We start from the raw sequence: 23,097 nt of genomic DNA on the forward strand, positions 1-23,097 counted from the left end.
TCGTGGTCTTCCACCCCGGCCGCCCCGCCTTGTCGCGGTCTTCCACCCCAGCCGCCCTGCCTTGTCGTTCTGATTCATCGCGACAAGACCGGCCCCGTACCGCAGAACGCCGCGACAAAGCGAGGACTCCCCGGTGGGTCTCGGCGTCGACCGGCGCGCGCGGTGCTCGGCGACGGATCGCGCGGGGCGTTCGGAGGAGTGAGGTGTCCACACCGGCATCGAGTCCCGCGGTTGTCCACATCGGCGGGCGCACCATTCACGTGTTCCGGGTCCACGCCCTCACCGTCGGCGTCATGTCCTGGTTCCAGCCCGCTCCCGACGACGCCGGCCTCCTCCGACGGAGCCACCTCGTCGCCGTCCAGGACCCCACGCTCGTGGACAAGGCGCTCCGGCGGAAGCTGATCACTCCGATCCATCGTGGGATCTACAAGGAAGGGGCCCCGCCGGAGGGCTGGGATCGAGGCTGGGCGGCATGCGCGACGGTTCGTGGGTGCCGTCGCGAGTCACCGCACGGCGGCGCGGGTCCACGGGCTCGAGGTGCCGGCCGGCGGTGCGGACGAGGTCACCATCCCGCGCGTCGAGCGCCGTCCGCACCGCTCCGAGCTGCGCTTCCACACGACGACCCTCGCGCCGGAGGACGTCGTCGACATCTGCGGCCTGGAGCTCACGACGGTGGCCCGCACCCTCGTCGACCTGTGCCGCTGTGAGGAGCAGTTCCGCGCGGTGTGGGCCGTCGAGCGAGCTCTCGCCCGGGAGCTGGTTAGCACCGAGCAGCTCGAGGCCGCGCTCGGTCGGTGTCGGGGTGTTCCCGGTGTCGCTCGCGCCCGCCATCGGATCGCCGTCGCTCGGCCGCTCTCCGGATCGCCGCTCGAGACCGCCGGCCGCCTGGCACTCGTCGATGACGGGCTCGCCGAGCCGGAAGTCCAGTTCCCGATCACCCGGGCCGACGGCCGGGAGGCGCTCGTCGACCTGGCCTACCGGGAGAAACGGGTCGGGCTCGAGTTCGACGGGCGGTCGGAGCACGGGATGGAGACGGCAGTCTTCGAGGATCGAGATCGCGAGAACCAGATCGTCCTCCGCGATCTCACGATCATCAGGTTCTCCTGGTTCGACGTGTTCGGTCGAGGCCGGGCGTACGTCCGGACGGTGCGCGGGGCGATCGGCGAGGTCTCCCCGCGATCATGAGAACTCGGGCATCGGAGCACGGGTCGCCGCGGTCGTCTTGTCGTGGCCTTCTGTGGTGCCGCGATCGTCTTGTCGTTGTGAATCAGAACGACAAGGTGAGTCGGGAGGCGCAGAAGACCGCGACAAGGCGGGCCGTGCGGTGCGGCCACGCCGGGACAGGTGCGCCCCGAGACCGGGGGGTGTCGCCCCACCGGGAGGCCGGCCGCGCGGCACGCACGACCGGCCCGGCTCCTCAGCCGGCGACCCGGACCGCCTCGATGTCGATCTCGATCCGCAGCGTCCGGCCGATCGCGAAGATGCCGGCGATCACGGACTGGTTCCACGAGATGTCGAAGTCGTCGCGCGAGAGCTGGGTGGTGGCGGAGAAGCCGGCCCGCTCGCCGCCCCACAGGTCGGGGCCCGCGCCGTGGTAGACGACGTCGAGCGCCACGCGGTTCCCGACGCCCTTGAGCAGCAGGTCGCCGTACATCGTCCAGTGGTCGGGGGTGTGGGCGACGATCTCCGTCGAGTCGAACCGGATGTCGTCGAACCGGGCCACGTCGAGGAAGTCGGGAGCACGCAGGTGCTCGTCGCGGCGCTCGTCGTCGGTGTCCACGCTGCGGGCCTCGATCGCCGAGGAGACCCGCGTGGACGCGAGGTCGGGCCCCATGTCGATGTGCCCGGTGAACCGGCGCAGCCGGCCGTGGACCTTGGTGATCCCGAGGTGGAACGCCGACGCCGAGATGCGTGAGTGCACCGGGTCGATGTCCCAACGTCCGGGTGCGGGCAGCTCGAGTGCACCGGTGCGGGTCAGCACGACCCGGCCGAGCGCGCCGAACTCCGGACCCCCGACGGGCCGCGCGGCCGGGGTGTGGCCGACGGCGGAGGTGATGACGGTGCACGGCCCGGCGGGGAGCTCGTCGAGGACGAACCCGCCGTCGTCGGCGACCGTGGTGCCGCCGATCTGCCGGCCCGCGGCGTCGATGACCGTCACGACGGCGAACGGCACCGGCCAGCCGTCACTGGTGACGGCCGTACCGCTGATCCGCTGGACGTCCCGCTGCGTGGCCGTCATCGGCGCCCGCCGTCGGCGTCGAAGCCGAGGTCGGTCGCGCCGGGGTTCTCGGCCGACGGTCCGGTGGCGTGGCGGCCGTTGTGGCCGTTGGTGTACGCGCCCGCAGGCACCGCGTCGCTGCCGAAGTCCTCGGCGCCGAAGCCGCGGGAGAAGGTGTGGTCGTCCTCGTACGCCGGGCCGTCGTCGACGGGGCCGAGCGCGGGCGGGGTCAGCGTCAGGGTCACCTCGGAGGGCTGCCCGGCGCCGACCTCGATCTCGCTGGCGACGGGGGCGTAGCCGCTCGCCGTGATCGTGTAGGTGCCGGGGGCGACCTCGGGGAAGGTGAAGGTGCCGTCGTCGCCGGTCACCGCGGCGCCGACGACGTTGCCGTCGGACCCGACGAGGGTGGCCAGCGCCTCCCCGACCGGGCGGCCGCCGGACGCGGAGCGCACGACGCCGCTGAGCCGCAGCTGCGTGGCCAGCGCGATGTCGCGGGTGACCCGGCCCTCGGACGGGATCTGCACGGTCTCGGCGATCGGCGTGGTGTCCGGCGCCGCGGCGGTGAGCGTGTACGAGCCCTCGTCGAGATCGGCGAAGCGGTACGAGCCGTCGGCGTTCGAGCGGGCCACGGCCACGACGGTGCCGCGGACGTCGGTGAGGGTGAGGACCACGCCCGCCGTCCCGGCGACGCCGCTCTCGTGACCGGTGCCGACGGTGCCCTCGAGGCTGGCGCCGCCGCCGGAGAGCCCGACGTCGTGGCGCAGCGGCCGGTCCGACACGGCGACGAGCGACGCCTTGGGCTGGTGGGTCGACGACGAGCAGATCACCAGGTAGGTGCCGCCCGTCGACGGCGCCAGCTGGTAGTGGCCCCCGTCGTCGGCCACTGCACGATCGAGCTGGTCGCCGGCGAGATCGCAGAGGGTCAGTGCGGCCCCGGGGAGCGGTGCACCGTCCCCTCGCGTCACCCGACCGAAGATCATGATCGGCTGCTGTCCGTCCACCGTCGCACTCCTCCGCTGTGCCTCTGGGCCGGCGTCCCCGTGGCGAGGTCACCGGCCTGACCGGATGTCACCGTGCCGGTATCCCGTCGTGGTGCACCCGCGAGCCGCGCCGCCCGTTCACCGGCTCCGACGTCCGAGCGGCCCGCTGATGATCCGACTCCACCGACGATGCCCCGTCCGGGACAACCCCGGCTCCGGTCGGTCGCTTCCCGCTCGGACCCACTGTGCTCGCCCACGCGGGGTGGCGGCCACCCGGACCCTGCCGAACCACCCTCATTTCACTTGAATAGTACAAGCATTTTGTCGGGCCCGCCCGGCGGGTGGCTCGGACCACCATGGTCAACGTGGCGTCCCCCGGGCCCCCGGGGGACGCTGGCGACATGGCCGCGCCGACCGAGTCCCTCGCCCCCGACCGCGCCGACGCGCCGGCGGGCTCGCCGTTCGACGACCTCCCGCGACCGCACCTGGAGCTCGACCCGGACACCCCGCACGTCGCGGACTTCTACGCCTACGCGGACCTGCTCACCGACGCCGAGCGCGAGCTGCTGCGCGGCGTGCGCGCCTATCTCGCGAGCGACGTCGCCCCGGTGGTCGACGAGGCCTGGGCGGCGGACGCCTTCCCGACGGAGCTGGTCGACGGGTTCGCCCGCCTCGACCTGGCGGGCCTGCCCTACGGGCTCTCCCGCTGGTCCGGCGAGCCCGCCCGGCGGGTCTTCATGGGATTCGTCCACGCCGAGGTCGCGCGGGTCGACGCGTCGGTCAACAGCTTCCTGGGCGTGCACTCGGGCCTGGCGATGGGATCGATCGACGCGTGCGGGACACCCGAGCAACGGGAGCGCTGGCTGCCGCCGATGGCGCGCATGGAGACCATCGGCGCGTTCGGGCTCACCGAGCCGCACGGCGGGTCCGACGTCGCGGGCGGCATGGAGACCACCGCCCGGCGCGACGGCGACCAGTGGGTCCTCGACGGCCACAAGCGCTGGATCGGCAACGGGACCTTCGCCGACGTCATCGTGATCTGGGCGCGCGACGTGTCCGACGGGGCCGACGGCAAGGCCGTCCGCGGCTTCGTCGTGGACCGGGAGACACCGGGCGTCACCACCGCGAAGATCGAGGGCAAGACCTCGTTGCGGATCACCCAGAACGCCGACATCACCCTCGCCGGGGTGCGGGTGTCCGACGACCGGCGGCTCGCCGGTGGGAAGGGGACCTTCGCCGACGCCGGGGCGGTGCTGCGACGCACCCGGGGCAACGCGTCGTGGGCCTGCACCGGGGTGCAGATGGCCTCCTACGAGCTCGCCCTGACCTACGCCCGGGAGCGGGAGCAGTTCGGGCGCCCGATCGCCGGCTTCCAGATGATCCAGGACGCCCTCGTCCAGATGCTCGGCAACACCACGGCCTCGATCGGCATGGCCGCGCGCAACGCGCAGCTGATCGACGACGGCGGCGGGTCGGACGCGCACTCGGCGCTGGCGAAGCAGTTCTGCGCCGACCGCATGCGCGAGACGGTCGCGCTCGGGCGCCAGGTCGTCGGCGGCAACGGCATCATCGTCGGCAACGGCATCGCCCGGTACTTCGCCGACGCCGAGGCGCTCTACTCCTACGAGGGCACCCGCGAGATGAACACCCTGATCGTCGGGAAGGCCGTGACCGGGCACAGCGCGTTCGTCCGGTAGTCGCTTCTACGAGCGGGACTCCCTCGGCTCCGGCCCCTGACGCTCCGGGTCCGGGGCGAGCGGGTCGGGGGCGCCGAGCACGCCCTCGCCGAGACCCGCGGTGGTGGTGGAGCGGGATTCGAGCAGCCGGGCGACCAGCGTGCCGAGGACCGCGGCCAGGGTGACCGGGACCAGCAGCCCCTGACCGGCGTGTGTGAGCTCCAGCAGCAGCACCACCGTGGCGAGCGGTGCCTGCAGCGACGCCGCGAGGAACGCCGCGGCCCCCACCAGGGCGTACGCCCCGGCCGGGCTCCCCGGCCACAGCGCCGCCCACGGGATCCCGAGCGCGGCGCCCAGCAGCGCGCCGGTGGCCAGGGTCGGGGTGAACAGCCCACCGGAGGCCCCGCTGCGCAGCGACGCCGCCGTCGCCAGCGGCTTGAGCACCGCGAGCGTGACGAGCAGCCACAGCGCCCCCGTCGCTCCGCTCGCCCCGAACACACCCCCCGTCGCTCCGCTCGCCCCGTCCAGCACGAGCTGGACCGGGCCCTTCCCGTTGCCGAGCAGCGCGGGGAACGGGATCGCGAGGGCGCCGATCGCGGTGAACACCGCCGTCGTGGCGAGCGGCAGCCGCCACCCCGTCGGCCGGGAACGCCGGGACCAGGCCACCAGATGCACGAACCCGACGGCGGCCACGGCGGCCACCGGAGCCACCGCCACCGCGAACACGATCACCGACGCGGTCACGGGCAACGCCGGGAAGTCGTACACCGGGCGGTCGCCGATCAGCACCCAGGCGCTCAGCACGGCCAGCACCGACATCACCGCCGCGGGGATCACGAGCGGCAGGGACAGCGAGCCGAGCAGCACCTCCAGGGTGAACAGCGCCCCGCCGAACGGCACGTCGTAGACGGCGGCGAGCCCCGCGCCCGCGCCGCACGCGATGATCAGCCGCCGCTGCGCGGTCGTCAGCCCGGCGAGCTCGGAGAGCCGCGACCCGATCGCCGCGGCCACCTCGCGGGGTGCGCCCTCGCGCCCGAGCGAGGCCCCCATCCCGACGATGACGATCTGCAGGACGCCGTCGAGGGCGGTCCGCAGGAACCCCATCCGGCCGGTCGGCGACCACACCGCCTCCGACACCCCCGACGAACGACCCAGCCACCGGCTGACCGGCCCGCGCAGCACCCACCAGCCCAGGCCCGCGATCACCCCGGCCAGGAAGAGCACGAGCAGCCGCCGCCACCACGGCGCCCGCTCGACGCCGACGAGGAACGTCTCCTCGGTGTAGCCGAAGGCCGCGTGCTGGACGACGTAGAGGAGCAGCGTCAGCGCCCCGCCGGCGAGCCCGGCCCCGACGCCGGTCAGCAGGACGACCACCCAGAACCGGGGCGCGAGGGTGAGCTGGCCGCGGGGCGCGTCGGGGACGTTCGGCTGCAGCACGACCTTCCCTACGCGATCAGGGCGAGGCCGGAGAGCACGGCGAGGACCACCACCGACCAGCCGAGCAGACCGACCGCGCGCCGGGCCGCCAACGGATCCGGGAGCGGACCGTGGCGCAGGACCCGGGTGCGGTGGCGGCCGTAGACCGCCGTGGCGATCGCGATGACGAGCGCGAGGCACGCCGGGACGAGAGCGAGCGTCACCTCCGCGTGCGAGAGCTCCCGTACCGCGAGCAGCGCGGCGTTGCCGACGAACCCCAGGGACGTCCGGCTCCAGGCGAGGCCCGTCCGCTCGGCCTGCAGTCCGGCGTCGGAGGGGCTGGTCACGTGACGCCGCGCAGCACGATCAGCACGAACCCGAACAGCGCGAGCAGCACGAGGCCCGCGGCCATCAACCACGGGATGCGCTGGGTGGGCAGCGGGCGGTCGCGGCGGATGGCGTGCTCCACCGAGCGCCAGCGCAGCACCCCGGACGCCGCCGCGATCACGGCCAGCGCCGCGAGCAGGCCACCGGTCACCGCCCGGGCCCCGGGGATCGTGAACGACGGCACCAGCTGGACCACGGCGACCCCGGCGGCGAGCAGTGAGAGCGAGGTCCGGAGCCAGGCGAGGAAGGTGCGCTCGTTGGCGAGGGTGAAGCGGTAGTCGGGCTCGTGCTCGTCGTCGGGACCCGGTGCCCCACTGGGCCCGCTCATCCGGACTCCCTCCGCTCCACCGTGCCGTGAGGCGCACAGCATCCCGGGCGGCAGGGGTGAGCGCACCTCTGGGCCGCTCCGCCGTACCGTCTCGGGACGACGGTGACGACGGGTCGAGGAGGCAGCACGGTGGGGCGGTCGGGCGCATGAGACCCCCCGTCCCGGGGCCGCCGCTCGAGGCCCATCCCGTCGTCGCGATCCTGCTGGCGCTCTGCTCGGCGTTCCTCTACGCCCTCGCCGCCGCACTGCAGCGCCTGGCGACGGCCCGCGCCGCGGACGAGGGCACCCACCCCCGCGACGGCCGGGAGTTCTTCGGTGCGCTCGTCCGGATGCCGCTGTGGTGGTCCGGGCTGGCGTCGATGGGCTGCGGCGCCGCGGTGCACGTGGTCGCGCTCGGCCTCGGGTCCGTCACCCTCGTGCAACCGGTCGGGGTGCTCGCGCTCGTCCTGGCGCTGCCCCTCGACGCCCGCCTGGAACGCCGCACGATCCGCGGCGCCGAGTGGGCCTCCGCCGCCCTGCTCGTCGCGGGTCTGGCCGGGCTGCTGACGCTCGCGCCGCACCACGGGGGGACCGGGGAGGCCGGTGCCGGCGGTCTCGTGGCGACGGCGGTCGTGGCGGGCCTCGCGCTCGCCGCGGTCGTCCTGATCGGCAACCGCCTCGGGTGGCGGTCCCGGGCGGTGTCGCGCGCGGCCGGGGCAGGCCTGTGCGCGGGAGTGACGTCGGGGCTGGTGCGCCCGGTGCTGCACGGGCTGCACCGCGGCCCGCTGGACGCCGGGGTCGTCGTCGCGGCGATCGCGGTGCTGGTGCTGCCGGTGATCGGGGTGCTGCTGCTCCAGACCGCCTACCGCGACGGCGGGCTCGACGCCGGGCTCGCGACGCAGACGACCGTCGACCCGGTCGTCGCGGGCCTCATCGGGATCCTCGTGCTCGACGAGCGATTCGAGGGCGGCGTGGCCGGGGCCGGCTTCGCGGTGCTGTGCGCGGCGGTCACCGTCGTGGGCCTGGTCGCCCTCATCCGGGCCGGGCCCACCCCGGCGCACCGGCCCGGGTAGGAGGCCGTTCCACCACCTGAACGACGGGGTCGCGCCGGATGCCGGGCACAGCGTCCTTCTGTGACGCAGAGTGTCGGTTGGGTCACGTCGTTCGTCCGATGGCGTGGACTGAAGGTTCCTCCTGTTCCACTCCGGCGCCGCGACGTGGTCCGGGCCACGTCACCGATCACCGTTTCTGCTGGTCATGGCCGGGAGAAACCCCTCACAGGGGTGGTCAGGGCCGGGCGGGTGGCGGCGTGTGTCCGTCGTAGGGTCTCCCGGCATGACCCAGACGCCGATTTACGACGAAGTCAGGCGTTCCTTCGGCCGTGTCGACCGGGCTCTCGAGCGCCGCTCCTTCCGGGGCGAGGACGCCGTGAACTCCGAACGGGGCTCCCGCCCCGTCATGTTGCGCGGCTCCGGCGGACGTCATCGACGCTCGGGGGAGTGACGGCGGCCCCGGGCCGGATCCGTCCGCCCCGCGCCCGTCGTCGGGAGGCCCTCCCCCGGGCCGTCCGGCGACGCCTCCGCCTCGTCCCCCCGCGCCACCGCCCGGGGGCGCGCCACCGGGCGACCCGGGACCCCGTCACGGAGCACCCCGGCCGACGGGCCCGCCGGCCGGGGGCGGTCCGACGGGCGCGCCCGGTGGCCGTCACGGCCCCGGGGGCCCCGCGGGACACCGACCACCGCCCGGCCCGTCCGAAGCCCCGACGACGGCCGTCCCGCCGATCTCGGAGCCCCCGGGTCCGGGCGGACCGGCCACGACCCCACCGGCCGCGGACAGCGGCCTCTCCGGCGTCCGGGTCACCGGCCAGGCGCTCGCCGCCGTGACCACCGCCGCCGCGGGCGGCTTCATCGGCGGCGCGGGCGGGACCGTCGCCGGCGCCGCGGTCGCCTCCGTCGTGACCACCGTCGGCGAGGCGATCTACCAGCGCTCCATCGAGCGCACCCGCTCCCAGGTGCGGAACCGCGTGGATGCGCGGCGCTCCCGCGCCCGGCCCGCGGCGGGCGCCACCGCGGTGATGTCCCAGGACCAGGCGGCCGAGGGCACCCGCGTCGCTCCGGCCGCCCTCGACACCACGGTCCTGCCCCCCGAGGCGGACGAGTCGCCGACCCGCGTCATCACCCTCGACGACGTGTCGCCACCGACCCGCTCGGGGAACGGCAAGCGGATCGCGGTCCTCGCGGCGACCGGCATCCTGATCTTCCTCATCGCGATGGTCGCGGTCACGGGGATCGAGCGCATGAAGGGGTCGCCGCTGTCCGGCGGCGAGGGCACCAGCGTCGGCGAGGTGTTCGGCACCCGCGCTGCCACGACCACCACCGCCGCCCCGACCAGCGGCGAGGAGACCACCTCGGACCGCGAGACGACGTCCGGGGCGCCCACCAGCACGCGCTCGACCACCAGCGCGACGGCCACGACCACCACGCGGTCGCGGGAACGGGCACCGGGGACCACGCTGGACGCGCCCACACCCTGACCCGTCCGGCACCGGACGGGTTCCGCCCCGTCGCCCGAGGAGGCCTCGCTGCCGTGCGCACCGACTTCGACCCGACCGAGATCGGCGCCCGCGCCTTCTACAAGCTGCTCAACGCGGTCATCGTCCCGCGGCCGATCGCCTGGGTGGCGACGACCTCGGCGGAGGGGATCGACAACCTCGCGCCGCACTCGTTCTTCACCGTCTCGTGCGTGGACCCGCCGGTCGTCCAGTTCACCTCGGTGGGACGCAAGGACTCGCTGACCAACGCCGAGGCGACCGGCGAGTTCACCATCTCGCTGACGCCGGAGTGGCTGTTCGAGGAGGTCAACGCGACCGCGACGAACTTCCCCCGCGAGCGCGGCGAGTTCTCGGAGGTGGGGCTGGCCAAGGAGGCCTCGACGCGGGTCGGCCCGCCGCGCGTGGCGCAGTCCCCGGTCGCGCTCGAGTGCACGCTGCACTCGACGCTTGGCCTCGGGAACTCGACGGTGGTGCTCGGGCGCGTCGTCCACGCCGCCGTGGCCGACGACGTACTCGTGGACGGGCACCCCGAGGTCGGGCTGCTCAAGCCGCTGGCCCGCCTCGGCCGGGACGAGTGGTCGACGATCGGGCGGATCCTGGACAAGCCGCGGATCCGCGTCGAGGACTGGCCGAGCGGCTACGAGCCCTCCGGGGACTGAGCGCCGCAGAGCCGGTCGAAGCCGTCGGGGTCGGCGGACACCGCGCGCAGCCGGCCGCGGGGCTCCGCCACGAGACGGCGGGTGCCGTGGTCGAGCATCCCCATGACCCCGGAGAGCGTCGCGCACACGGTGTCGCCCCGGCGGATCTCGCTGTCCATCCGGAACGACTTCCCGGCGCCGAACCGGACCGTCGTCACCACGTCCGCCGCGTCGCCGACCCGCAGTTCGGCCAGGAACCGGACCGTGGTCTCGAGGATCACCGGCCCCAGCCCCGCGGCCGCCAGCGGGGCGATCTCGACCCCGGCGGCGCGCAACGCCTCGGTGCGGCCGTGCTCGCCGAACTGGTGGTAGACGGCGTGGTTGAGGTGGCCGTTCGCGTCGGTCTCGTAGCCGCGCACGACCACCGTGACGCGGTGCTCCCCACTCGTGGTGCTCACGGACGCAGGATCGTGGCAGGCTCCCGGGCGTGCGCATCGGGATGGGTCTGAACTACAGCGGCGGGTTCGACGAGACGGTGGCCGAGCTCGCCGAACACGAGAAGGCCGGGCTCGACATCGTGTTCGTGCCCGAGGCCTACAGCTACGACGCGGTGAGCCAGCTCGGCTTCATCGCCGCCCGCACGGAGCGGGTCGAGATCGCCTCCGGCATCCTGCAGATCTACACCCGCACCCCGTCGTTGACGGCCATGACCGCGGCCGGACTCGACTACGTCTCCGGCGGCCGGTTCACCCTCGGTCTCGGGGCGTCCGGCCCGCAGGTCATCGAGGGCTTCCACGGGGTGCGCTACGACGCCCCGATCGGCCGGACCCGCGAGATCATCGACATCTGCCGCCAGGTGTGGCGCCGCGAGCGGGTCCAGTACGAGGGCAAGCACTACACGATCCCGCTGCCCGCCGATCAGGGCACCGGGCTGGGCAAGCCGCTGAAGCTGATCAACCACCCGGTGCGCGAGTCGATCCCGATCCTGGTCGCCGCGCTCGGCCCGAAGAACGTGGCGCTCGTCGCCGAGAAGGCCGACGGCTGGCAGCCGATCTTCTTCGTCCCGGAGAAGGCGCAGGACGTCTGGGGCGAGTCCCTCGCGGAGGGCACCGCCAAGCGCGAGGCCGGGCTGAAGCCGCTCGAGGTCTTCCTGCAGTCCTCGTTCTGCATCACCGAGGACGAGGACGTCGCGAAGCAGATGCTCGACGGGATGCGCGGCTTCGTCGCGCTCTACGTCGGCGGCATGGGCGCCAAGGGCAAGAACTTCTACAACGACGTCGCCCGCCGCTACGGCTACGTCGACGAGGCCGAGACGATCCAGGACCTCTACCTCGACGGGAAGAAGGAGGAGGCCGCCGCGGCTGTCCCGGAGGAGCTGCTGCGCGCCATCTCGCTGATCGGCCCGCGCTCCTACGTCGCCGAGCGGATGGCCGCGTTCGCGGAGGCCGGCGTCACCACCCTCAACCTCACCCCGCTCGCCGGCACCCCGGCCGAGCGGGTGGCGCTGACCGGTGCCGCGAAGGAGATCGCCTCCGGCCTGTGAGCAGGACCCGGCCGACGCACGGGCCGGTCGGGACGACGGATCGACGAGATCGACGAGATCGACGAGGAGACGCGACGGTGCGGACATTCCAGGGCGTGGAGGAGCTGCGGGCGGCGATCGGGGAGGACCTCGGCACCAGCGCGTGGATCACCGTCGACCAGAAGCGGATCGACCTGTTCGCGGACGCCACCGACGACCACCAGTGGATCCACGTCGACCCCGAGCAGGCCGCCGGAGGACCGTTCGGTGGCACCGTCGCGCACGGCTTCCTCACCGTCGCGCTCCTCCCGGCCTTCGGCTGGGACACGTTCACGGTCGAGGGCGTCTCGATGACGGTGAACTACGGGCTGAACAAGGTCCGGTTCCCCGCGCCGGTGCCGGTCGGGAGCCGCGTGCGCGGGCACTCGAAGTTGCTCGACGTCACCGACGTGCCCGGTGGCGTCCAGGCGACCATCGGGGGCACGGTGGAGATCGAGGACCAGCCGAAGCCCGCCTGCGTCGCCGAGGTCATGCTGCGCTATCTAAGCTGAGTTCGAAAATCTTGTCTCGCCGGAAGGACCTGTCGTGGTTGACGCCGTCGTCTGTGAGCCGATCCGTACTCCCGTCGGGGGGTTCGGGGGCTCGTTGCGGGACGTCGCGGTGCAGGAGCTGGGCGCGACGGTGATCCGTGAGTTGGTGCGGCGCACCGGGGTGAGGGCGGACCAGATCGACGACGTGGTGTTCGGGCACTGCTACCCGACGATGGACGCCCCGGCGATCGGGCGGGTCGCGGCGCTGGACGCGGGCCTGGAGGTGACGGTGCCGGGGCTGCAGATCGACCGGCGCTGCGGGTCGGGGTTGCAGGCGGTGCTCTACGCGGCGATGAGTGTGGCCACCGGCGGGGCGTCGCTGGTGCTGGCCGGCGGGGCGGAGTCGATGTCGGGGGCGTCGTACTTCACCGACGCGGTCCGTTGGGGCACCAAGGCGGGCGGGTTCGAGATGAAGGACTCGCTGGCCCAGGGCCGGGTGCTCGCCGGCGGGGTGAACCACCCGGTGAAGGGCGGGATGATCGAGACCGCGGAGAACGTCCGCAAGCGGTACTCGATTCCTCGTGAGGAGCAGGACCGGCTCGCGGTCCGCTCGCACGAGAAGGCCACCGCGGCGGTCAAGGAGGGCCGCTACGCCGACGAACTGGTGCCGGTGACCATCCACGGCCGCAAGGGCGACACCGTCGTCGAGTCCGACGAGCACATCCGCCCCGACGCCTCGCTCGAGTCGCTGGCGAAGCTGCGCCCGATCATGGGCCGCCAGGACCCGGACGCGACGGTGACCGCGGGTAACGCCTCGGGGCAGAACGACGGCGCGGCGGTGTGTCTGGTGACCACCCCGGAGAAGGCCGCCGAGCTGGGGCTGCGGCCGTTGGCGCGGCTGGTGTCCTGGGGCCTGGGCGGGGTGGGGCCCGAGGTGATGGGGCTCGGGCCGGTGCCGGCGACCGAGAAGGCGCTGGGGCAGGCGGGCCTGTCGCTGGCCGACATGGACGTGATCGAGCTGAACGAGGCGTTCGCGGCGCAGGCGCTCGGGGTCGCCCGGGAGTGGGGGGTCGACCTGATCTCCGACGAGCGGGTCAACCCGAACGGCTCGGGGATCTCGCTGGGACACCCGGTCGGGGCGACGGGAGTCCGGATCCTCTCGACGATGCTGCGGGAGATGGACCGCCGCGGATCGCGCTACGGGCTCGAGACGATGTGCATCGGCGGCGGCCAGGGTCTCGCGGCGGTGTTCGAGCGGGTCGCCTGACGGGTCCGGCGGGAACCCCTCCGCCGAGACGTCCGGCTCAGCGGGCCTGCCACCTCGGCGGGCGCTTCTCCCGGGCTGCCGCGGCGCCCTCCTTCGCGTCCTCGGTGGCGCCCGCGACGCGTCGCATCGTCTCCCCGAAGCGGATCGCGTCGGTCTGGGACATCTCCGGGCCGCGTCGCGCGACCTCCTTCACGGCGCGCTGGGCCAGCGGCGCACCGGCGAGCAGGCGGTCGGCGAAGCGTCCGGCGGCGGCCATGAGGTCGTCGTGCTCGACCACCTGCAGCGCCAGTCCCATCTCCTTCGCCCGCGCCGCGGACACCGTCTCCCCGGTGAGCAGCAGTTCCATCGCCGGTTGCCAGCCGATCCGCTGCGGCAGCCGGAGCGCGCCGACGATCGTCGGGACCCCGAGCTTGACCTCCGGGTAGCCGAACGTGGCGCGGTCGGAGGCGATCACGACGTCGCACCACGTCACCAGGGTCAGGCCGTAGCCCAGGCAGAGCCCGTTGACCGCGGCGATCACCGGCTTGTGGATCTCCCACCCGGACTCGAACGAGTTCACCGTCGGGCGCTCCCAGAACGAGCCGGGGAACTCGCCCGCCGGGTTGCGCTCGGAGGTGAAGTCCGCACCCGCGCTGAAGGCCCGCCCCTCGCCCGTGACGATGCCGACCCACGCCTCGTCGTCGGCGGTGAGCCGGGCGAACGCCTCGTTGAGGCCGTCGCGCATCGCGCCGTCGATGGCGTTGAGCTTGTCGGGCCGGTCGTAGGTGATCGTGGCGACGTGTCCGGTGCGCTCGTAGCGGACGCGATCGGCGAAGCGCTCGCGCACGTCGGGGTCCGGGGCCTCGTCGCTCATGGGCGCGCACGCTAGCGACGCGACGACGGGGGCGCGCTGCGTGAGAGCCGCTTTCCGGACGTTCATGCACGGGGAGCACGCCGATAGGGGACTTTTCTGGCGCCCCCCGAACTGATGGGCGGATCACACTCCCCGACCGGGTATCCCGACTGGCACCAGCGCGCGGGTCGGGTGCATAGTTGTACCGACCAAGCGATTGTACGGAGCACGCAATGAATGCAGTAGTCGGCGCCCGGCAGGTGCGCCCCGCCCCCGACGGGGCGGACGAGCGCTGGGTGACCTCGGACCGGCTCGGCCTCCAGCTCATCAGGCTCATCCGCCTGATCGAGCGCAAGCGGATGACCAAGGCGAAGGACGACGGCGTCGAGCGCGCCGCCTACGTCCTGCTCGCCCGGCTCGTCATCGACGGGCCGCACCGGTCGAACGCGCTCGCCGAGGCCGTGCACTCCGACCCCTCGACGGTCAGCAGGCAGGTGGCCGCCCTCGTCCGGATCGGGTACGTCGAACGACGCTCCGACCCCGCCGACGGCCGCGCGTGCCTGCTGGCCGCCACCACCGAGGGCCACCGGGTGTTCGAGGCGAACCGCGACCTGCGCAACCGCTGGATCTCCGACATCACGGGCGACTGGGACGAGACCGACCGCGAGCGGCTCGTCGAGCTGATGGACCGCTTCACCACCGCACTCGAGGACCACCACCCCCACGACGACGTCCCCGCCCCCCAGGGCGCGGAGGAGGACTGATGACCAGCACGACCGCGTCGAGCACCACGGCGGTCGGTAGCGGGGCAGGCGCGAGATCCGCGTCGACCCCGGCGCCCGCGGCGGGTGGCTTCACCCACCGCCAGATCCTGACGATCCTGTCCGGGCTGATGCTCGGCATGTTCCTGGCGGCGCTCGACCAGAACATCGTCTCCACGTCGATCCGCACCATCGCGGACGACCTCAACGGCCTGAACCTGCAGGCGTGGGCGACCACCGCCTACCTGATCACGGCCACCATCTCGACGCCGCTCTACGGCAAGCTCTCCGACCTCTACGGGCGCAAGCCGTTCTTCCTGTTCGCGATCAGCGTCTTCGTCATCGGGTCGGTGCTCTGCACGATCTCGACCTCGATGTACGAGCTCGCCGCATTCCGTGCCCTCCAGGGGCTCGGCGCAGGCGGTCTGATGAGCCTCGCGCTCACGATCATCGGCGACATCGTCCCGCCGCGGGAGCGCGCCCGGTACCAGGGCTACTTCCTCGCCGTCTTCGGCACGTCGAGCGTCATCGGCCCGGTCGTCGGCGGCTTCTTCGCCGGCACCGACTCGATCATCGGCATCACCGGCTGGCGCTGGGTCTTCCTGGTCAACGTGCCGATCGGCATCGTCGCCTTCACGGTCGTCTGGCGGGTCCTCAACCTGCCCCACAGCCGGCGAGAGCACCGGATCGACTGGCCCGGCGCCTCCGCCCTCGCGGTGACCCTGGTGCCGTTGCTGATCGTCGCGGAACAGGGCCAGACCTGGGGCTGGGGCTCCGTGAGCTCCATCCTCTGCTACGCCATCGGCCTGGTCGGTCTCGTCTCGTTCATCCTCGCCGAGCGCGCCTACGGCGACGACGCCCTGCTGCCGCTGCGACTGTTCGGCAACGGGGTCTTCTCGCTGACCACGATCATCGCCGTGATCACCGGCATCGGGATGTTCGGCGGGATCGCGATCGTCCCGCAGTACCTGCAGATCGTCGGCGGGGCCAGCCCGACGCGGGCCGGCCTGGAGATGCTCCCGCTGGTCGGCGGCATGATGGTCGCCTCGATCGTCTCGGGTCAGCTGACCAGCCGGACCGGCCGGTACAAGGTCTTCCCGGTGATCGGTCTCGGGCTGATGACCATCGGCATGACGCTGTTCCACTTCGTGCTCCACAGCGACACGCCCTACTGGCAGATCGCGATCCTCATGGTCGTCTTCGGCCTCGGGCTGGGTAACTGCATGCAGACCCTGGTGCTCGCGGTGCAGAACGCCGTGCCGGCCAAGGACATGGGCGTCGCGACGGCGTCGGCGACCTTCTTCCGCCAGATGGGCGGCACGCTCGGCGTCTCGGTGTTCCTGTCGATCCTCTTCGCGACCGTCGGGAGCAACATCACCTCGGCCTTCCGGTCCGCCGCCGCGACGCCGTCGTTCCAGGCCGCACTCGCCGACCCGGCGGTCGCGTCGAACCCGGTGAACGCCGCCGCGGTGAACCCGGCCGGCGGTGCCGCGCAGGTCGTCCAGGACTCGTCGATCCTGCAGCGGATGGACCCGCGCCTGGCGGAGCCGTTCTTCGCCGGGTTCGCGCAGTCGATGGACCTGGTGTTCCTCGTCGCCGCCTGCGTGATCTTCGTGGGCTTCGTGCTGATCTGGTTCCTCAAGGAGGTCCCGCTGCGCACGACGTCGGGCATCCAGGCCCGTCAGGCCGAGGAGTCCGGTGCCGGTGCCGGTGCGGGCCCCGGCTCGGTCGACGCCGCCGCGGAGATCACCGGCCCCGGTCGCGGTGCGATGGACCTCCCGGTCTCGGCACCTCCGGTCGGCGCAGCGGGTGCCGCCGGGGCCGACCGCCTGGTCCGGCTCGACGGCAGGCGCCCGACGCCGGGCCCGCGCCCGGTCGATCACGGCAGGCACGAGGCGCCCGAGCACCACGGTGACTCGGTCGTCCTCGGCACGCTCGCCGACGCCGCCGACCCGCAGGCCGGCGACACGACGGCCGACCCCGACCGGTTCGGCCGGCCGGTGGACGCCGCCCTCGTCGGGGTCCCGATGGCGCTGCACGCGCTCGACGGCACCGTCGTCGACCGCACGTTCTCGGCGGCCGACGGGTCGTTCCGGTTGCACGCCCCGATGCCGGGCAGCTACGTCGTCCTCGCAACGCCCGGCGTCTTCCGGCCCCACGCCGAGCTCGTCGCCCTGGACGGGGTGCCCGCGCGGCGGCGGTTCGCGCTGCGCCGGGCGACCCCGGTGGGCGGCGCGGTGCGCGATGCCGCCGACATCCCGGTGGTCGGCGCGACGGTGACCGTCACCGACCCCGGCGGCGGGGTGCGCGCGGTGCGGCGCACCGGCGCGGACGGCACCTGGGAGTGCCCGGAGCTCGAGCCGGGGACCTACACCGTCGCGGTGCTGGCCCCCGGGCGTGAGCCGGTGGCGGAGCGTCTGGTCGTCGCCGAGCCGACGCCCGCGGGACGGCGCACCACGCGCCACGACGTGCGGGTGCCGGTCGCGCGCTTCGGGGTGCGGGGGCAGGTGCTCTCGGCCTCGGGCCGGGCGGTGGCCGAGTCGCTCGTCGTACTCATGGGCGCGGACGGGCGGGTCGTCGCGTCGACCGTGACGGACACCTCCGGCCACTTCGCGGTCTCCGACCTCGCCGAGGGGCGCTACCTGCTCACCGCGAGCGGCTACGCCCCGGTGACCGCCCAGGTGAGCGTCGCCCGGGGCGGGCACGAGCCCGTCGAGCTGGTGGTCGACCCGCCGCGGCCTGCGTCGTCGGCCCCGGTCCCGGACGCCGTGACGGCTCTCGAGTCCGAGACCACGCCGCTGCCTGCGGTGCGCTAGCCGCCCAGGCGCCGACTCCACCGCGCGGGACACCCGCACCGACGACAACTCCCCCAGCACGAGGTATCCGTGCTGGGGGAGTTGCTCGTGCCGGCGCGGGAGGACTCAGTGGTGGACGCCCTGCTCCTCGGCCCGCTTGAGGGAGTTGCGAATCTCCTGCTCGGCGTCGGAGCGTCCGACCCAGGAGGCGCCCTCGACGCTCTTGCCGGGCTCGAGGTCCTTGTAGACCTCGAAGAAGTGCTGGATCTCCAGCCGGTCGTACTCCGACATGTGGTGGATGTCGCGCAGGTGCTCCTGGCGCGGGTCGCCCGCGGGCACGCAGAGCACCTTGTCGTCGCCGCCCTTCTCGTCGGTCATGCGGAACATGCCGATGGTGCGGGCGAGGACGAGGCAGCCCGGGAAGGTCGGCTCCTGGATGAGCACGAGGGCATCCAGCGGGTCGCCGTCGAGCCCGAGGGTGTTCTCGATGTAGCCGTAGTCCGCCGGGTACTGAGTGGCGGTGAAGAGGGTGCGGTCCAGGCGCAGACGGTTGGACTCGTGATCCATCTCGTACTTGTTCCGCTGACCCTTGGGGATCTCGATCAGAACGTCGAACTCCACGGCGCGTCCTCACTGCTCGGCGTCGCGGCACCCGCCGCGGTTGCTGTGTCCCGACGCGGGCCGTCACCGTCGCGCCCGGGCGTCGTCACCCGACCGGACCCGGGAACCCGTCGTCGGTCGCGTCTAGTGTGTCGCATCGCGGCCGGCACGCCACGACGGACGGGAGTGGGTCTGGTCGCAGGAAGAGGGCAGGTCCGGGGCAACGGGAGAGGGTGACCGTGACGTCGAGTGGTGTCGGTCACCGCGCGGGGTCCGCCCCCGCGGGTGAGGCCGGGACGCCGGGCGGCGACGACCCCGGTGAGCCGGGCAGGCGTCGGGCAGGTCACCGCGCCGAGGTCCCCCGCTCGCGCCGGATCGCGCAGCGCCTGCTCATCGGCCTCGTGGTGCTCCTGCTGCTCGTGGGCGCCGGGACCGCGGCGGTCCTGACCGCGCCCGGCCTGGCCCGCAGGCTCGGCCTCCCGGTGTCGGCCTCGGTCGACCCGCCCGCGCCCGTGACCTTCGTCCCCCAGCTCGCCGCGCTCGGCACCGACGGGCCGGCGCCGACCGCCGCAGGCGTCGGCAAGGTGCTCGACAGCCGCGTCGCCGGGCTCGGAGACCTCACCGGGGTCGTCCTCGACCCCGCCCGTCCGCAGACCCCGCTCTGGCAGCGCAACCCCGCCGAGCCCCAGGTCCCGGCCTCGTCGACCAAGCTGCTCACGACGGGGGCGGCGCTGTTGTCCCTGGATCCGCAGACCCGGTTCACGACGACGGTGGTGGCCGGCCCCACCCCGGACTCGGTGGTGCTCGTCGGCGGCGGCGACCCGACGCTGTCCTCGCTGCCCGCCGGCCGCGAGTCCGTCTACCCCGGCGCCGCCCACCTCGACGACCTCGTCGCCCAGGTGCGGGCCGCGCGGGGGGCAAAGCCGCTCACGACGGTGTACGTGGACGACTCCCGCTACAGCGGCGCCCCGCTCGCGCCCGGCTGGGACCCCGCCGACATCGCGGGCGGCAACCTCACCCCGATGGTCCCGGCCATGCTCGACGGCGGCCGGCTCGACCCGACCGCGCTCGACGGGGCCCGCACGCCCACCCCGACCGAGGACGTCGCGCGCGCGCTCGGCCAGCGCCTCGGGGCGGCGACGGTGGCGGTCAAGCAGGGGCGGGCGACGCCGAGCGCCGCGGCTCTGGGCAGCGTCGCCTCGCCCCCGCTGACCGAACTGGTCCACACCGCGCTGACCAACTCCGACAACATCCTGGCCGAGGCGATCGGCCGTGAGGTGGCCCGCAACGCCGGTGCGCCCGCGTCGTTCGAGGGCGCCACCGCGTCGGTGACGAAGGTCCTCACCGCGCACGGGATCGACGTGTCCGCGGTCAAGCTCTCCGACAACTCGGGACTGTCCACGAACGACCGGATCCCGGCCTCGGTGCTCGCGTCGGTGCTGACCCCGGCCGCGGCCCCGCTCGGCACCGACCCGCGCACCCCTGCCCTGCGCCCGATCCTCGACGGGCTGCCCGTGGCCGCGGGCACCGGCACCCTCGTCGACCGCTACACCGCGGGCACCCCGAACGGAGACGCCCGCGGCTGGGTCCGCGCCAAGACCGGCACCCTCACGGGCACCAACGCACTCGCCGGGGTGGTCCCCGACGTCGACGGCCGCCTGCTCGTGTTCGCGTTCATGTCCAACGGTCCCGACCCCGTCGGGGCCCGGCCCCGCCTGGACGCGCTCGCCGCCGCCCTGCGCGGGTGCGGCTGCCGCTGACGCGGCGGCCGTACGGTGGGGGAGTGACCGTCCAGGACACCGCCCCCGACGCCGCGGCCCCCGAGGCCGCCACCACCGGCCTGCCCGTGCGCTGGGACCTCGCTGCCGCGACGGGTGCGCGCCTGGTCCCGCCGGGCCCCGCGGTCTCGGCCGCCGCGGCCGCCGCCGAGGTGGCGCGGCTCGCCGACGGTGCCCGGGTCGGCGAGGGACACGTGCGCGAGCTCACCGGGCTCGGCGTGGGTCTGCCGATCCCCGAGGCCGCCGTGGTCGACCGGCCCGGGTGGATCGCGTCCGCGACCGAGGGCATCGCCGAGCTGACCTCCGAGGTCCGGTTGCCGACCGTGCGCACCGGCCCCCCGAGCATGGTCGCGCGCGCCGCGACCGAGGTCACCTCCACGGTGGCCGCCGCCCAGATGGGCGGGCTGCTCTCGTTCCTGTCCACCAAGGTGCTCGGCCAGTACGACCCGTTCGCCGGGCCGGAGCACGCCGGCCGGCTGCTGCTCGTCGCCCCGAACATCATGGCCGCCCACGAGGCCCTCGACGTCGACGCCGACGACTTCGCGCTCTGGGTCTGCGTGCACGAGGCCACCCACCGGCTGCAGTTCACCGCGGTGCCGTGGCTGCGCGACCACTTCCGCGACGAGGTCACGACGTTCGCCTCCGGCATGGAGAGCGGGGTGACCGCGGCGCTCGAACGGCTGCCGGACATCGCCAGGGCGCTCCGCTCGCGCACCGGGGCGAGCGGAGCGACGGGGAACAGAGCCGACGTCTCGCTGCTCGAACTGCTCCAGGGCCCCGAGCAGAGCGCGATCCTGGACCGACTGCTCGCGCTGACCACCCTGCTCGAGGGGCACGCCGAGCACGTCATGGACGAGGTGGGCCCGGCGGTGGTGCCCTCGGTCGAGGTCATCCGCAGGCGGTTCACCGAACGCCGCCGCGGCGGCGGTCCCGTCGACCGGCTGCTGCGCGTGCTGCTCGGCGTCCAGGCGAAGATCCAGCAGTACGAGCAGGGCCGGGTCTTCGTCGACGACGTCGTCGGGAAGGTCGGGATGGCGGGGTTCAACGCCGTGTGGACCTCGCCCGACACCCTGCCGCGCCGCGCGGAGATCACCGACCCGGCGGCCTGGGTCAAGCGCGTCCACGGCTGACCGGCCCCCGCGCCCGTCCCCGCCCGGACCGGTGATCCCCGTCTGATGGCCCACAGCCCGCCCGCGACCGCCGAGGTGCGTCGTGCGGTCCGCGCGGCGCTGGATGCGGCGCCTGCCCCCGACGTCGTCGTCGCATGCTCCGGCGGGGCGGACTCGCTCGCCCTGGCCGCCGCGGCCGCCCACGTCGGCGCCGCGCGCGGGAGGGCCGTGCACGGCCTCGTCGTCGACCACGGGCTGCAGTCCGGATCGGGCGCCCGGGCGCGGGAGGCCTGCGCCGTGCTCGCCGGGCTCGGGATCGAGGCGCGGGTGGCGACGGTGACGGTGACCGCCGACGGCGACGGGCCCGAGGCGGCGGCGCGTCGGGCGCGGTACGCCGCGCTGCGCGAGGAGTCGGAGACCCGCGGGGGTGCGCCGGTGCTGCTCGGGCACACCCTCGACGACCAGGCCGAGACGGTGCTGCTCGGACTCGGTCGCGGGTCGGGCGCGCGCTCGCTCGCCGGGATGCGGGCGTGGGACCCGCCGTGGTGCCGTCCGCTGCTCGGGGTCCGCCGGGTGACCACCCGGGCCGCGTGCGACGAGGCGGGCCTGACGCCCTGGGACGACCCGCACAACGTCGACCCGCGCTACACCCGCGTCCGGCTGCGCCACGAGGTGCTGCCGCTGCTCGAGGACGTCCTCGCCGGGGGAGTCGCGGAGGCGCTGGCGCGCACGGCCGACCAGCTCGCCGACGACGACGCCGCGCTCGACGCGACGGCGCACGAGGTGCTCGCGTCCGCAGCCGACGACGACGCCGGACTCGACGCCGCGGCGCTCGCGGACCTCCCGGCAGCGGTGCGACGGCGCGTCCTGCGGGCCTGGCTCGCCGCGGCCGGGGCGCGCGGGTACGACGATGCACAGCTGCGCAGCGTCGATGCCCTGGTCGCGCGCTGGCGCGGACAGGGGCCACCGTCACTACCGGGCGGCTTGGAGGTCACCCGCGTGCGTGGCAGGCTGACCGTGCGTCGGGCCCCGCGCGGCTCTGGTGCATAGTCCGCTGGGGAAGATCGACGAGCTCGACGAAGGAGTCCGCTCAAGGTGTACGACGGCGACATCGCGTCCGTGCTCATCACCTCCGACGAGATCCAGGACAAGGTCGCCGAGCTCGCCGACCGGATCGCCGCCGACTACGGGGACCCCGGGCCGCACGAACCGGACCTGCTCCTCGTGGGCGTTCTCAAGGGCGCGGTGATGTTCATGACCGACCTCGCCCGCCGCCTCCCGCTCCCCACCCAGCTCGAGTTCATGGCGATCAGCTCCTACGGATCCGCCACGTCGTCGTCCGGGGTCGTCCGCATCCTCAAGGACCTCGACCGGGACATCTCCAACCGGCACGTGCTCATCGTCGAGGACATCATCGACTCCGGGCTGACCCTGTCCTGGCTGCGCAAGAACCTCGAGTCGCGGGGGCCCGCCTCGCTGCAGGTGGTCACCCTGCTGCGCAAGCCCGAGGCCGCGAAGCTCGACGTGGACGTCAGCTACATCGGCTTCGACATCCCGAACGAATTCGTGGTCGGTTTCGGCCTGGACTACGCCGAGCGATACCGCGACCTGCCCTACATCGGCACCCTCGACCCCTCGGTGTACGCCTGAGCGTCACCTGGACCTCACACAGTCGGGAGTCGGCTTCCGGTTCATCACCCCCCCGGCGCATCCGCTGATCCACGTGGTCC

General features: G+C 73.8%; 22 protein-coding genes. 14 read left to right on the top strand and 8 right to left on the bottom strand.

What is annotated here, in order from left to right; all coding sequences use genetic code 11:
• The first annotated feature begins 486 nt into the window (after positions 1-486).
• Complete coding sequence (locus tag VGI02_RS15105; RefSeq protein ID WP_331628219.1) at positions 487-1,185, top strand: type IV toxin-antitoxin system AbiEi family antitoxin; 699 nt, start codon at positions 487-489, stop codon at positions 1,183-1,185.
• A 232-nt stretch (positions 1,186-1,417) separates the two neighbouring features.
• On the opposite strand, the gene VGI02_RS15110 is transcribed toward VGI02_RS15105, so the two are convergent.
• Positions 1,418-2,239: a YceI family protein gene (locus VGI02_RS15110; protein ID WP_331628220.1), complete on the bottom strand. Its 822-nt coding sequence runs from the start codon at positions 2,237-2,239 to the stop codon at positions 1,418-1,420.
• Positions 2,236-3,219, bottom strand: coding sequence for an MSCRAMM family protein (locus VGI02_RS15115; protein WP_331628221.1), 984 nt, complete (start codon positions 3,217-3,219; stop codon positions 2,236-2,238). Before VGI02_RS15115 ends, VGI02_RS15110 begins: the two co-directional genes overlap by 4 nt.
• Before the next feature lie 380 nt (positions 3,220-3,599).
• Between VGI02_RS15115 and VGI02_RS15120 the strand changes: the two genes are divergently transcribed.
• Positions 3,600-4,895 (top strand): acyl-CoA dehydrogenase family protein, encoded by a 1,296-nt coding sequence (locus VGI02_RS15120; RefSeq protein WP_331628222.1) that lies wholly within the window; start codon positions 3,600-3,602, stop codon positions 4,893-4,895.
• 6 nt (positions 4,896-4,901) lie between these two features.
• On the opposite strand, the gene VGI02_RS15125 is transcribed toward VGI02_RS15120, so the two are convergent.
• The 3 genes from VGI02_RS15125 to VGI02_RS15135 are packed head-to-tail and all read right to left on the bottom strand — an operon-like array spanning position 4,902 to position 7,005.
• Positions 4,902-6,311 (bottom strand): chloride channel protein, encoded by a 1,410-nt coding sequence (locus tag VGI02_RS15125; RefSeq protein WP_331628223.1) that lies wholly within the window; start codon positions 6,309-6,311, stop codon positions 4,902-4,904.
• Positions 6,312-6,319: 8 nt separating this feature from the next.
• On the bottom strand, positions 6,320-6,637 hold the full coding sequence (locus VGI02_RS15130; protein WP_331628224.1) for a DUF202 domain-containing protein: 318 nt from the start codon (positions 6,635-6,637) through the stop codon (positions 6,320-6,322).
• Complete coding sequence (locus tag VGI02_RS15135) at positions 6,634-7,005, bottom strand: YidH family protein (RefSeq protein ID WP_331628225.1); 372 nt, start codon at positions 7,003-7,005, stop codon at positions 6,634-6,636. The genes VGI02_RS15130 and VGI02_RS15135 overlap by 4 nt, the downstream gene beginning before the upstream one ends.
• A gap of 146 nt (positions 7,006-7,151) precedes the next feature.
• Here VGI02_RS15135 and VGI02_RS15140 point away from each other — a divergent pair, with 146 nt between their 5' ends.
• The 3 genes from VGI02_RS15140 to VGI02_RS15150 all read left to right on the top strand — a co-directional run bounded on the left by VGI02_RS15140 (position 7,152) and on the right by VGI02_RS15150 (position 10,194).
• The gene (locus tag VGI02_RS15140; protein WP_331628226.1) at positions 7,152-8,057 is read left to right on the top strand and encodes a DMT family transporter; all 906 of its coding nucleotides are present in this window, start codon (positions 7,152-7,154) and stop codon (positions 8,055-8,057) included.
• Positions 8,058-8,863: 806 nt separating this feature from the next.
• Entirely contained in the window at positions 8,864-9,517 is a 654-nt protein-coding gene (locus tag VGI02_RS15145) for a hypothetical protein (protein WP_331628227.1), read from the top strand.
• Positions 9,518-9,570: 53 nt separating this feature from the next.
• The gene (locus tag VGI02_RS15150; protein WP_331628228.1) at positions 9,571-10,194 is read left to right on the top strand and encodes a flavin reductase family protein; all 624 of its coding nucleotides are present in this window, start codon (positions 9,571-9,573) and stop codon (positions 10,192-10,194) included.
• Here VGI02_RS15150 and VGI02_RS15155 read toward each other — a convergent pair.
• Positions 10,173-10,631 carry an acyl-CoA thioesterase gene (locus VGI02_RS15155; RefSeq protein WP_331628229.1) on the bottom strand — a complete coding sequence of 153 codons (459 nt, stop codon included), beginning with the start codon at positions 10,629-10,631 and terminating at the stop codon, positions 10,173-10,175. The two genes, VGI02_RS15150 and VGI02_RS15155, sit on opposite strands and share 22 nt — an antisense overlap.
• A gap of 29 nt (positions 10,632-10,660) precedes the next feature.
• On the opposite strand from VGI02_RS15155, the gene VGI02_RS15160 reads away from it, so the two are divergent.
• The 3 genes from VGI02_RS15160 to VGI02_RS15170 all read left to right on the top strand — a co-directional run bounded on the left by VGI02_RS15160 (position 10,661) and on the right by VGI02_RS15170 (position 13,492).
• A complete protein-coding gene (locus VGI02_RS15160) occupies positions 10,661-11,716 on the top strand; it encodes an LLM class F420-dependent oxidoreductase (RefSeq protein WP_331628230.1) in 1,056 nt (351 codons plus the stop codon).
• Positions 11,717-11,793: 77 nt separating this feature from the next.
• On the top strand, positions 11,794-12,246 hold the full coding sequence (locus VGI02_RS15165; protein ID WP_331628231.1) for a MaoC family dehydratase: 453 nt from the start codon (positions 11,794-11,796) through the stop codon (positions 12,244-12,246).
• A 34-nt stretch (positions 12,247-12,280) separates the two neighbouring features.
• A complete protein-coding gene (locus VGI02_RS15170; protein WP_331628232.1) occupies positions 12,281-13,492 on the top strand; it encodes an acetyl-CoA C-acetyltransferase in 1,212 nt (403 codons plus the stop codon).
• 37 nt (positions 13,493-13,529) lie between these two features.
• On the opposite strand, the gene VGI02_RS15175 is transcribed toward VGI02_RS15170, so the two are convergent.
• Positions 13,530-14,345 carry an enoyl-CoA hydratase/isomerase family protein gene (locus VGI02_RS15175; protein ID WP_331628233.1) on the bottom strand — a complete coding sequence of 272 codons (816 nt, stop codon included), beginning with the start codon at positions 14,343-14,345 and terminating at the stop codon, positions 13,530-13,532.
• Positions 14,346-14,557: 212 nt separating this feature from the next.
• On the opposite strand from VGI02_RS15175, the gene VGI02_RS15180 reads away from it, so the two are divergent.
• Positions 14,558-15,088, top strand: coding sequence for a MarR family winged helix-turn-helix transcriptional regulator (locus VGI02_RS15180; RefSeq protein WP_331628234.1), 531 nt, complete (start codon positions 14,558-14,560; stop codon positions 15,086-15,088).
• Complete coding sequence (locus VGI02_RS15185) at positions 15,088-17,901, top strand: MFS transporter (RefSeq protein WP_331628235.1); 2,814 nt, start codon at positions 15,088-15,090, stop codon at positions 17,899-17,901. The genes VGI02_RS15180 and VGI02_RS15185 overlap by 1 nt, the downstream gene beginning before the upstream one ends.
• A 105-nt stretch (positions 17,902-18,006) precedes the next feature.
• Here the strand turns inward: VGI02_RS15185 and VGI02_RS15190 are convergent, their stop codons facing one another.
• A complete protein-coding gene (locus tag VGI02_RS15190; protein WP_331628236.1) occupies positions 18,007-18,501 on the bottom strand; it encodes an inorganic diphosphatase in 495 nt (164 codons plus the stop codon).
• Between the two features lie 218 nt (positions 18,502-18,719).
• Between VGI02_RS15190 and dacB the strand changes: the two genes are divergently transcribed.
• The 4 genes from dacB to hpt all read left to right on the top strand — a co-directional run bounded on the left by dacB (position 18,720) and on the right by hpt (position 23,017).
• Positions 18,720-20,240, top strand: a complete 1,521-nt coding sequence (gene dacB, locus VGI02_RS15195) for a D-alanyl-D-alanine carboxypeptidase/D-alanyl-D-alanine endopeptidase (protein WP_331628237.1) — start codon at positions 18,720-18,722, stop codon at positions 20,238-20,240.
• An 80-nt stretch (positions 20,241-20,320) separates the two neighbouring features.
• Positions 20,321-21,388: an Rv3626c family coenzyme F420 biosynthesis-associated protein gene (locus VGI02_RS15200; protein ID WP_414638284.1), complete on the top strand. Its 1,068-nt coding sequence runs from the start codon at positions 20,321-20,323 to the stop codon at positions 21,386-21,388.
• A gap of 45 nt (positions 21,389-21,433) precedes the next feature.
• Positions 21,434-22,417, top strand: a complete 984-nt coding sequence (gene tilS, locus VGI02_RS15205; RefSeq protein WP_331628239.1) for a tRNA lysidine(34) synthetase TilS — start codon at positions 21,434-21,436, stop codon at positions 22,415-22,417.
• Positions 22,418-22,462: 45 nt separating this feature from the next.
• A complete protein-coding gene (gene hpt, locus VGI02_RS15210) occupies positions 22,463-23,017 on the top strand; it encodes a hypoxanthine phosphoribosyltransferase (RefSeq protein WP_331628240.1) in 555 nt (184 codons plus the stop codon).
• Positions 23,018-23,097 lie beyond the last annotated feature (80 nt).

This window comes from Actinomycetospora sp. (genome assembly GCF_036497245.1).
Classification (GTDB): Bacteria; Actinomycetota; Actinomycetes; order Mycobacteriales; family Pseudonocardiaceae; genus Actinomycetospora.

Coding starts and splice junctions, on each gene's coding strand:
- VGI02_RS15110 (WP_331628220.1), bottom strand. CDS start 2,239: ATGACGGCCACGCAGCGGGACGTCCAGCGGATCAGCGGTACGGCCGTC.
- VGI02_RS15120 (WP_331628222.1), top strand. CDS start 3,600: ATGGCCGCGCCGACCGAGTCCCTCGCCCCCGACCGCGCCGACGCGCCG.
- VGI02_RS15135 (WP_331628225.1), bottom strand. CDS start 7,005: ATGAGCGGGCCCAGTGGGGCACCGGGTCCCGACGACGAGCACGAGCCC.
- VGI02_RS15140 (WP_331628226.1), top strand. CDS start 7,152: ATGAGACCCCCCGTCCCGGGGCCGCCGCTCGAGGCCCATCCCGTCGTC.
- VGI02_RS15175 (WP_331628233.1), bottom strand. CDS start 14,345: ATGAGCGACGAGGCCCCGGACCCCGACGTGCGCGAGCGCTTCGCCGAT.
- VGI02_RS15180 (WP_331628234.1), top strand. CDS start 14,558: ATGAATGCAGTAGTCGGCGCCCGGCAGGTGCGCCCCGCCCCCGACGGG.
- VGI02_RS15185 (WP_331628235.1), top strand. CDS start 15,088: ATGACCAGCACGACCGCGTCGAGCACCACGGCGGTCGGTAGCGGGGCA.
- tilS (WP_331628239.1), top strand. CDS start 21,434: ATGGCCCACAGCCCGCCCGCGACCGCCGAGGTGCGTCGTGCGGTCCGC.